The sequence below is a fragment of the Bradyrhizobium sp. Leo114 genome (assembly GCF_055229415.2).
Map to the genome: position 1 here is coordinate 121,565 of NZ_JBUYEN020000004.1, position 10,372 is coordinate 131,936.

Consider the following 10,372-nt stretch of genomic DNA (forward strand, 5'->3'; position numbering starts at 1 on the left):
TAGAGAGATAATCGCCTTCGTTCAAGTCGCCGAACGAGCAACCATCGAGAGCGACGTGCCGATCGGAAAAATGCGTCGAAACGGAAACGATGACCGACCATAGGTGAAGAAACCCGGACTTGATACCCGCCCGCATTCCACATTATTTGTGAAACAGCTTCATAGATGGTCGGGGCATGGACAATCGTGTTGGCGAAATGCAGGTCTTCCTCCGCGTGGTGGAAGCTGGAAACTATTCCGAGGCAGCCCGCCGCCTTCTGATGACGCCGTCCACGGTCAGCAAGCTCATCGGACGGATCGAGACGCGGCTGGGCGTCCGACTATTTGAGCGCTCCACGCGACGCTTGGCTTTGACCTCCGAAGGTCGGATGTACCATGAGAAGAGCCTCGCGCTCGTCGCCGAACTCGACAGCATTGAACGGAGCGTCTCTCGAGGCGCCGCGGCGGCCGGCGGAACGATCCGCGTCAACACCACAGTGTCGTTCGGCATCCTCGGCCTCGAACCTCTGCTCCCGGCCTTTTGGGAAGCTCACCCCGGCATCATGGTCGATATTTCGCTCTCCGACGAGATCGTCGACCTGTACCTCGATCGAGCGGACGTCGCCTTTCGCGTGGGCTCCCTGCAGGACTCCGCGATGGTCGCCAGGCGCATCGGGGTCGTGAAGAGAAGGATCGTCGCATCTCCGGGCTACGTCGAGCGCATGGGTGAACCCAAGAGTATCGCGGATCTTTCCCGTCACAGGTGCCTCGGATTCAACTTCCGGCGTTCCGCGCCGGTCTGGCCTCTGAAGGAAAGCGGTCGCATCGTCGATCGACGGGTCAGCGGTCCGCTCGTTGCGAACAACGCCCAAACCTTGCGGAGGATGGCGATCGCAGGAATCGGCCTCGCAAGGCTGGCCGACTATCACATTCGCGACGATATGGCCGCCGGTCGCCTGGTCGAAGTGCTCAAAGGTACGGTCGGTGACGACGAGCAGATCCACGCACTCTACCATGGCGGGCCGCGGCTGCCCTTTCGCGTGAAAGCATTCCTCGACTTCGTCTGCCCTCGCCTCACCGACTTCATGGAAGGTAAGTCGGCTCATGAAGGAGTCCCACACACCAGGACGAAACGGGCCGTCAAGCGATCTAATTGAGTGGAGGAAGGATCGCCTGCAATTCGAGGCGACGCTCTTCGAGGAAAGCGGGAAGTTGAAGCTTCTCGCCCAATCGCCCGGGCGCCTCGTCGACCGAGAATCCCGGACCGTCGGTCGCGATCTCGAACAGAACCCCGCAGGGCGCGCGAAAGCCCACCGCGTTCAGGTAGGTTCGCTCTATCGGATCACTCACCACGATGCCGTACGCTGAACGAAGCTTCTCGACCATCTCCGATCGGTCGTCGAAATCGCGAGAGCGGAAGGCGACATGCCGGATGGTGCCGCCGCCGAGGCGTCCCCGCGAGGACTTCCCGATCACGTGTAAGGTGATCGCACCGCCCGGACCATCATGCGCCACGAAGCGAATAGTCCCATCCCTTCGGGAAACCAGTTCGAACTCGAAGACCTGCTGCAGGATATCGATGGTTGCGTCCTCCTCGCGGACATTGAGCGTGATATCGTGGAGGCCGTGCAGCAGGCAGGCGGCCGGCGCATTGCGATCGGCCCTCTGCGACGGTTCTTCCAGCGTCTCGACCAGCGCGATCGCCGTACCGTCGGGATCCGCGAAACAGAGCATCCGCTCCCCAAAGGGCGACATTTGCGAACGGTGGGGCACATCGAAGGCATCCAGCCGATCAGCCCATTGGTCAAGGGAGTACGGAGCTGCGCGAAAAGCCGTCTGAACGACTTCGCCGACGCCGGCTAAGCCCGGCGTCACGCAATTCCAGGCAAGCGTGCTGATCACGGTGCCGGGAACCCCGAGGTCGTCGCCGTAGTAAACATGATAGCTGCCCGGGTCGTCGTAGCAGACGGTCTTCTTGACGCGTTTGAGCCCCAGCACACCGCAATAGAAGTCGGCGGCGCGCCGTACATCGCCGACGATCGCCGTAACGTGATGAATCCCTCGCGCGCTCACGTGGCTGATGTCCAATTCGCGGCCCCAAGGCCGTCCGTCCGATGCGTCATGCTCACCTGCCGGCCTTCGTTCTCGCTGCAGTTGCCGGTCGTCCGGGACACACAACTCCCGAACTTCACGAGGCGTCTTGGACTTTTTCCCGATAACCGAACCGTCCCAAGCCAATATGGGGCCATTTTTGCCACTACGACGACGCAATCGTACAAAACGCCGTGGAATCCTGCAATCACTCCCGACTGGCTTGACCAAGGATGGCGGTCCGAAACCTTGCTCCGGCACTTCGTCCCAACGGGTGCCATGATCCATCGACGATCGCCGTTCGATCGGTCGAGTAGATGCGATGCCTCCATCCAACGAGAAGCCCATCCAATCGGTCGCTGCGCGCAACGCTTCTCCGTGGATCGCGTTTCGGCACGCCACGTTTACCGTCGTGTGGACCGCGACCGTCGTCGCCAACGTCGGCACCTGGATGTACAACGCTGCATCCGGATGGCTTATGACAAGTCTCGATGCCGATCCGCTCACAGTTTCCCTGGTTCAGGTCGCGAGCAGCCTTCCGATGTTCCTGTTCGCGCTACCGGCCGGCGCGCTGGCGGATACCGTCGACAAGCGCCGTTTTCTGATCGGCTGCGAGATCGCCCTCACGACCGTCGCGGCAGTAAGCGCGGTGCTCGTCGGACTAAATCTAGTCACTCCGCCCATCCTGCTGCTGTTCACCTTCCTGCTCGGCGCCGGCGCTGCATTCACCGCGCCTGCGTGGCAGTCGGTCGTCCCTCAGCTTGTCCCGAACGAAGACCTGGCGGCGGCAGTCGCCAGCAACGGTGTGGGCGTCAACATCAGCAGAGCCATCGGGCCAGCGCTGGGCGGCGTGGTCATCGGCGGACTGGGCATCGCCGCACCATTCTGGATCAACGCGCTGAGCAATTTCGCCGTGATCGGCGCCCTGCTTTGGTGGCGGCCGGCGTCCCCGCAAGGGAGTGGGCTGCCGCCGGAGCGGCTCGCCGGCGCCATGGTGATCGGCTTCCGCCATGCGCGGTTCAATCCGAGCCTCCGCGCCACGCTCATCAGGGCGGTGGCGTTCTTCTTCTTCGCGAGCGCCTATTGGGCGTTGCTCCCGCTCGTCGCGCGCGATCAGATCGCGGGCGGTCCAGAACTCTACGGCATTCTGCTCGGAGCCATCGGGGTCGGCGCCGTCGTGGGTGCGTTCGCGCTGTCCTGGATGAAGACGACCCAGGGACCAGACCGGCTCGTTGCTGCGGGCACGCTCGGAACGGCGCTCAGTCTGATCCTGCTCGGCACCGCCCATCACGCGGCGATCGGTCTTTCGGCTTGCCTGCTCGCAGGCGTCTCGTGGATCGCCGTTCTCGCGACGGTCAACGTCTCGGTTCAGGTCTCGCTGCCCGATTGGGTCCGCGGGCGCGGCTTGGCCATGTTCGTCACGATGTTCTTCGGCGCGATGACCGCCGGCAGCGCCCTTTGGGGACAGTTCGCCTCGGGACTGGGCCTGCCGGCAGCGCATTTCATCGCCGCAGCGGGCGCCGTCGCCGGGATTGTGCTGACCTGGCGTTGGAAGCTTCAGGCCGGTGCCGGAATCGACCTTGCACCGTCGATGCATTGGCCGGCGCCGATATTGACCATCGATGCCGGTGCGGATCGCGGGCCCGTGCTCGTCACGGTAGAGTACCTCATCGCTCCGGAAAGGCGCGACGCCTTCCTTTCCGCCGTCATGGAATTGGGCCTACAGAGGCGGCGCGACGGCGCCTATGCCTGGGACATCTTCGAGGATGCCGCTGAGAACGGACGCTTCCTGGAAACGTTTATGGTCGCATCCTGGCTCGAGCATCTCCGACAACACCAGCGCGTGACGAACGCGGACCGGATCGTTCAGGACGCGATCCGCAAGTTCGGCGCGACGGCCGAACCCAAGGTTACCCACTTCATAGCGACCCGGCTTCAGTCCCCTTAATCAGGCGACGCACCAAGCTCGGCCTGTCGAGAGTAGCAACCTTCCTGGTCTCGGATCCCGGACGTATCGCTAGCGTCGACCTTCTCAGGATGAGTTCTGGACGAAGTATGACAGTCCGCTCTCGATCGCGCTCCGACCAGGGCTCAAGTTGCTGAAGTGGCGAGGCACCTAGTATCGAAACTCGGCATTCGAAGGAGCCCACAAATCACCTGGATTACTCAATGCACATAGCTCCAACGAGACAAGCGACAGAAGGGAGGAGCATCAGCTTTGGGGAAAAAGCTGCCGTCCCGTATGATGAGCGCGAATTTGAACCTCCTTGCTGGCCCGACAAGCCAGGCTCGAACAGATTGTCCGTTTTGCGCCCCGGGTCTGACGACACCACGGTGCCGCCCTGCCGTCCAAGCCAGTTGCCGGAAAGATCGGAATCGACGTAGCGGGTGACGTTGTCGAAGAGCTGGATGTAGCCGCTCACATCCTGCTGCGCCATGAGCCTGATGTCACCGCCGGATACCACGCCTGCGAGGCGCCGCCGCTCGCGGTTCCGACGAGGTTGTAAGGATTGGTGCCGTCAGCTGGGAGGATCGGCGCCGACTGCGTACCCGCGGTGTAGACGCCGTAAGGCGTGGCCTCGCTGAAGCTTCCACCGGCGAGCAGATCAAGACTGCCGGTGCCGGTGCGGAGCACGCTTCGCCTGAGCAAAAGTACAACCGACAGCGCGCGCCAACGAAGCAGCGAGCCAATTGGGTCACTCTACGCTCACGGTAGGCCCTTAGCTACAAGATACGAACGGTAACTATCGCCTTATGACAAGGTGGTGACAGCTCCTGTCCCGCCCCAGAAACCAATTGGCTGAATCTCCGCTTTCGGCCGATTGTGCCGAAGGGCTCTGCCGTTGAAGCGGAACGATATCGATGAAAGGAGCAGCACGCGCGCACCAACTTGCGCAACATCGTAGATGCAAGTCCATGCGAGAAACGAGGGCTTTAGCGTCGCAGGCGCATTTCCGCCCAAAATGCGGTCGCGCGAAAGACTACAGAGAACACCTAGCTCAGCAAGCTATTAGCGCCATCAAGTGATAGGCAGATTACAGCGTCCTCATTTATCCAGTGACCTTCGACTGCCTACAGTGTGGACTTCCGTGAGTTCCAGCGAAACAATCTCGCCTTAGTCAACTATTGCTGCGTACTCGAGCCCGACGACGTCGAGTTCTTTCGCAAGGAGATCGAAGGCTGGATGGCCTTCTAGCACCGACGACTGCGACTGATCTCTAGCTTCATCGCTTCACGCCTCAGCCCTTGCGGCTGTGCAACGTGACGAGAGTCCGTCGACCCGCGATCACAGCTAGTGTGTATCCGCTTTGTGCCATCTGCAGACGGCTCCCCGCTGGCAAGCGTTTTCTTGGTGCAACGCGCTTCGGTCGGTGCCGCCATGTACGCGGTCTATTGATGCGGTACACGTTGGCCGCTGGTCATAATGCCTTCCGCAGAGGTGGGTCCCGACCAAAAGTACGCGCTCGCGGGGCCGTGGCGCAAATGGGTTGGCGATATGATCGAGAAGACAGACGAGGGATCGCGGTCAAACCGGCGTCCGATCGAACACATCGGTTCGATCGAAGGCTGGCCCAAGGTCGTTCAAGGTGCTCCGGCACATCGAAGCGTTGGAGGCCGCTGGCATCGACGTCTGAGAGGTCGCGCCCAACCATTGGCGCCATGACTACAACCGTCTGAAGGTCGGTCATGAACCGCGCCCCTCTCCCCACATTGAAGAATGCAGGAACGAGGATCGCCGCGCCGACGGTCATTGTGCAAACTGGCGGCGCTTCTCCGCGGCAAGCCCGGCGATCTGGTCGGCCGTTAGCGTTCCGAGCCCGAGCACCTGGTTGGGACCAGTTGCGTCATAGCTGCGGATCTCGGTTCGCTTCTTACGGCGCTGCTCCTCTTCACGCCGCTCCATGTCGCCATCGGTCGTGCCACCATAACCCAGAAACTCGACGATAATCACCGACGGGCGGTCATTGCCGGCCTGCTGATTGGCATCCTTAGCGGCGTCGGCCGCTGCCTTGTCCTTGGTCTCGGCCGTCAGATTGACCACCGCTGGCTGCGCCTTCGGCACGCCCTTGCTTTCGCCACCCACCCTGATGTTGTCCGCGTTTAGCACCATGAGGGCAGCGACATTGAAGTTGCCGCTGACGCGGATACCCGCATCGCCGGCATCCACTGTGCCGACCGGCGCGATCAGATCGAGGTCCCCCGGCTCGACGCCGGCATAGCCGATCACGGTGCCGATGCCGGAGCCGGAAATATCGGCCTGTTCCTTGGTCAGCGTCACCGTATCCACGTCGGTCTCGGTCACCGGCGCCTTCGGCACGCGCGAGGTCTTTGCACCCTTGCCGGCATCGATATCGCCGAGCGTGGACCAGATCGTTACGTCGCCGCCGCTGAAGGTGAGAATACGCGAACGGTTCACCACCACGTCGTCGCGGGCGGCAATGTTGACCCGGCCGAAGCCGAGCGTGACCAGACCATCGCCCGGAAGAACCGTCTGGTTCAACGCGGCGACCTGAAGGTTGCCGCCGGGCACGAGGATGTTGATGTCGCCGCCATTCTCGGTGCGGATCAGCGAATTGGCCGACAGTACCGATCCCGTCCAGCTATCGCCCGGAAACAGCGTTGCGACCGCTTCGTAGCCGCGCCGGTGGCCGCCATTGAGCACGCGTCCATCGGCATCGCGCTCGTTCTGGTCACGTCCCGCCATCCGCAGTTCCTGCATATAGATCTGGCGCAGGAAACGCTGCTGGGTTAGCGCCGGCAGCGACTGGAAGCGCTCCCAGGCCTGCAGCGGCGACAGGGTTTCGCCCGTCATCTGCTTGATGAAGGACACCAGACCGATACGGGTCTGCTTGATCGCGCCATCCGCGAGATCCTTGGTCGCATCGGTGAGATAGAGTGGCAGCAACCGTCCATCGACGGTCGTCGTCAGATAGGTCTGCATCGAACCGACCATGGACGGATCGAGATAGGTCTTCGCAACCGCCGCATAATCCGGCTGCCGGCCGTTCAAGCCGGCGATCATGTCGATCGAGGCGCCGCCATCGGGCAGGCCTTTGACCTGACCATCCTTCACTAACCCGGCTGAATTGTAGCTCTGATTGCCCTGGCTGATGATGACCTGCGACGCAGCATGAATGTCGCGTCCCGCCGTCAGCAGCAGCGCTCCCGGCCCCTGAATGACTGTGCCGGGCATCCGTTCGGTGTTGAGATTGTTGTTGAGAATGTCGTTGCCGGCATTCAGCCACGTCACGTCGGAAACGTGAAGATTGCGCAGGTTCAGCGCGAGATCGCGAATATCGGTCTTGGCCGACATCAGCATCTGCTCGTTGGTGGTCACGTTGCCGCTGCGGATGCTGCCGTTCAGCGCGTAGATCCGGCTGGGCTCCCTGTCGCCGGCATTCATCAGAACGGACGGATTGGCGACCTCATGGAAGTAATCCATGCTCAGCGAATAATAGGCATATGGATCGATGAGGTTGGTCAGCAGCGCGATGAAAAACGTCTCCGTCTGACTTCCGGTTGGATAGAAGTTGATGCCGCTGCCAAACGGCCGAAGAGCCGTCGGCAGCATTTCGCGCGTCGCACGCGACATCACGAGATTGCCCGGCGTGACGTCTCTCGCAGCCAGCATCGTCAATCCGCCATTCGTGGCAGGAAGGATATTCAGGCGGCCCGGATTGGAAATCGAGCCGTTCAGCGCAACGATGTTGGTGAGCGCCGGATAGAGATTTGCATAGAGGTTCGCGAACTGGACCGCACCTCTATAGATCTCGAACCATAAGGTGTCGGTAATCACATCCTGCGAGAGATAATGAACCTGATTGACCAGCGTCACATCGCCGCCGATTGAGCTCAGATCGAGCCGCGTATTGTCGGTCTGGCCGAGCATCAAGGTCTGGCCATTGGACCATGGCTTGGACGGGTCAAAGGTCATCAGCGGATCGAGCACGGCCTGCAGCCGCAGATCTCCGGCAGTGCGGGCACTCAGCGTAGCGTCACCGAGCGCCAGCACCGGCGAGATGTCGTAAGACCTCATATCGCCGCCGCCGGGTCCCTCGAACGAGCGCCCTCGCAGCGTCCGCCCGATCGCGAACGAGCCCGCGTCGATCGCACCGGCGCCGCGGGCGACGTAGTAATTGCCCGCCTTGATATCACCGCCGGCAGAGACATTGAGCGCGCCGCCATTATCGATCTGCAAATAGCGCGAGTCGCCGGGGACCGTACCGCCGTGAACGCGGCCGGTGGTCGCGAGCACCACGGAGAGATTGTCGAGATCGCCGCCCGCCTGCAGGTTGACATTGCCGCCGCCGAGAGCGCCGATGCCCTGCGTGAAGCCGGCATAATTGATCCACCAAGTCGCCTGCTGGCCGGTGAAATTGAACTGGTTGTCGGTCAGACCGTCCTTCTTGAGCCAGTTCGTGTAGAGCATGTTCTCCGCATTATCGACCGGCAGCTGACTGGCGATATTGCCATTGGCGCCGATCGCCAGATGCCCGCCGAGGATGCCGTATTCGGCGCCCGCCGGTGCGGCAAAGTCGGCGTAAGACGTCACATCCTTGCGGCCGGCCGTGTAGATCACCGACTGATAATGCGCAAGCTGGATGTCGCGACCTGCCTGCGCGGCAATGTCGCCGGTGCCGGTGCGGATCTGATAGCCGTGGCTCGCATCGCCGACGACGATCGATCCCTTGCCGGCTGCGAATGTCGCGAGCGGCTTGACCGACAGGATGTCGGCCGCCCCGAGATCGGCGCCGGCCACCAGCCGGATATCCCACGAGTCCTGCGCCAGCAGCGTGCCGCCGCGCGCCACATCGCCGAAGCCGTCGCTGATATGACCATTGATGTTCAGATTTCCGGCAGCGCGCAATGTGAGCCCGCCCTCACGCGCGCTCAGCCCCGACAGATCCCAATCGACGCCCAGCGTAAGATCTGAGTCGCTGCGGATTTCAACCCCCGCAGCAACGGCGATACCGGGACCGATCTGCAGGCGGGACGTGATATCGCCGGCATGGGTCGCGAACTCATCGGCCGCTGCACTGGCCTGATCGCGCAAAGCAGCATCGATGGTGGAAACGACGGTCGCAGGACGCCATACGCCCTCCAGCACCGCGGAGCGGGCGCCGACGATGGTCGCGGCCAGACGATCGACCGCAACGTAATCGGGCCCGGCAACCTGTCCGGCGCGGAAACGCACCTTGCCGCCATTGCCGCCGGAGACATCGATGACGCCGCCGCGGATATCGAGACGTCCACCGGAGGCATCGAGCAACACCCGGCCGCTGCCGAGCTCGGTCGTCGACCGCGCGATCAGATTGGCCGTCTCGGTCATCGTCAGGCCGTTGCCCGCAGAGATCGCGATATTGCCGCCATAGGCCGCGCTCGCATCGATGGTGCCGGTGATCGTCACCTTGCCGGCATCCGTGCTGAGACTGAAGCTCTCCACCTTCGTCACACCATCGAGCACGATGTCACCGGTGCGGATGCGGAACGTGCGCGACCGCGTGAAGCCCGCATTCGCCAATTGTTGCGAGAAGCCAGCGAAATCAGGCAATGCACCGATATCGAGCGAGAACGAACCACCCTTGCCCGCGGCAGCATGCGCATCCACCAGGCCGTTCAATGCCACGGTGCCACCGCCTGCAGCAACGGCGGCAAGCTTGCCCGCATCGCCGCCGCCGGAGGCCGCTGCGAGATTCAATGCCGAACCAGCCTGGGTCACGACGCTGCCGCCGACGGATGTGAGTTCGATCGTGCCGGCACTGGCGTAAGCCGTCACATCGTTGAACGCCTTGCTGAAGCCGCCGACATCGATGATGGCGCCGCCAGATACATTGACGTCTCCGTCGGTCGCGGTCAGCGATACGTTGCCGCCAAGCGCATCGATGCGACCGCCGAAATCGACGCTGGCGCCGGTCAGGGCCCAGCGCGAGCCCAGGCTGTCGGCATCGCGCGGCCGCGTCCGATCCTGCGACGTGACCGCCAGATGCCCAGTCGTCATGATGGACTGGCTCGTACCGTTCCCACCGGTCAGCAATGGCGCCACCAGGCTGAGATTGCCGGACACATCCAGGCTGCCACCGCCTTGCCCGGCAATGGCATCGGCCGCCGTCAGCGTGACGGCATTGAAACCTCGCACCGACTTGGCGCCGGCCCCGAGCACGATGCGTCCGGCATTGAAGGCGAGCGTGCCCTGCGCGACGACCAGCGGATCGACAAAACTGCCGCCGCTGTTGCGCAGCGCGATCGTATCGCCCGCCACCGTGGTGCCGCCGGCGCTGTAGCCGACCAGCCCGGCCGCATC

The 10,372-nt window shown here is 62.7% G+C and carries 6 protein-coding genes; 2 read left to right on the forward strand and 4 right to left on the reverse strand.

Annotated elements, in window-relative coordinates; genetic code table 11:
• Window positions 1–176: 176 nt before the first annotated feature.
• Window positions 177–1,136 carry a LysR family transcriptional regulator gene (locus tag ACZIRK_RS06585; protein WP_165435348.1) on the forward strand — a complete coding sequence of 320 codons (960 nt, stop codon included), beginning with the start codon at window positions 177–179 and terminating at the stop codon, window positions 1,134–1,136.
• Here ACZIRK_RS06585 and ACZIRK_RS06590 read toward each other — a convergent pair.
• Complete coding sequence (locus tag ACZIRK_RS06590; RefSeq protein ID WP_245474855.1) at window positions 1,129–2,529, reverse strand: ring-cleaving dioxygenase; 1,401 nt, start codon at window positions 2,527–2,529, stop codon at window positions 1,129–1,131. The two genes, ACZIRK_RS06585 and ACZIRK_RS06590, sit on opposite strands and share 8 nt — an antisense overlap.
• Here ACZIRK_RS06590 and ACZIRK_RS06595 point away from each other — a divergent pair.
• Window positions 2,453–4,018, forward strand: a complete 1,566-nt coding sequence (locus ACZIRK_RS06595) for an MFS transporter (RefSeq protein ID WP_463327118.1) — start codon at window positions 2,453–2,455, stop codon at window positions 4,016–4,018. The two genes, ACZIRK_RS06590 and ACZIRK_RS06595, sit on opposite strands and share 77 nt — an antisense overlap.
• 214 nt (window positions 4,019–4,232) lie before the next feature.
• On the opposite strand, the gene ACZIRK_RS06600 is transcribed toward ACZIRK_RS06595, so the two are convergent.
• The 3 genes from ACZIRK_RS06600 to ACZIRK_RS06610 all read right to left on the reverse strand — a co-directional run bounded on the left by ACZIRK_RS06600 (window position 4,233) and on the right by ACZIRK_RS06610 (window position 10,330).
• Window positions 4,233–4,508 (reverse strand): hypothetical protein, encoded by a 276-nt coding sequence (locus ACZIRK_RS06600; protein WP_130227641.1) that lies wholly within the window; start codon window positions 4,506–4,508, stop codon window positions 4,233–4,235.
• Window positions 4,490–4,705 carry a hypothetical protein gene (locus tag ACZIRK_RS06605; RefSeq protein ID WP_130227640.1) on the reverse strand — a complete coding sequence of 72 codons (216 nt, stop codon included), beginning with the start codon at window positions 4,703–4,705 and terminating at the stop codon, window positions 4,490–4,492. The genes ACZIRK_RS06600 and ACZIRK_RS06605 overlap by 19 nt, the downstream gene beginning before the upstream one ends.
• 1,113 nt (window positions 4,706–5,818) lie before the next feature.
• Window positions 5,819–10,330: a filamentous haemagglutinin family protein gene (locus tag ACZIRK_RS06610; RefSeq protein ID WP_463327086.1), complete on the reverse strand. Its 4,512-nt coding sequence runs from the start codon at window positions 10,328–10,330 to the stop codon at window positions 5,819–5,821.
• Window positions 10,331–10,372 lie beyond the last annotated feature (42 nt).

What these genes read in the sequence shown, in the direction of transcription:
- ACZIRK_RS06585 (WP_165435348.1), top strand. Translation starts at nt 177, where the DNA reads ATGGACAATCGTGTTGGCGAAATGCAGGTCTTCCTCCGCGTGGTGGAA.
- ACZIRK_RS06600 (WP_130227641.1), bottom strand. Translation starts at nt 4,508, where the DNA reads ATGGCGCAGCAGGATGTGAGCGGCTACATCCAGCTCTTCGACAACGTC.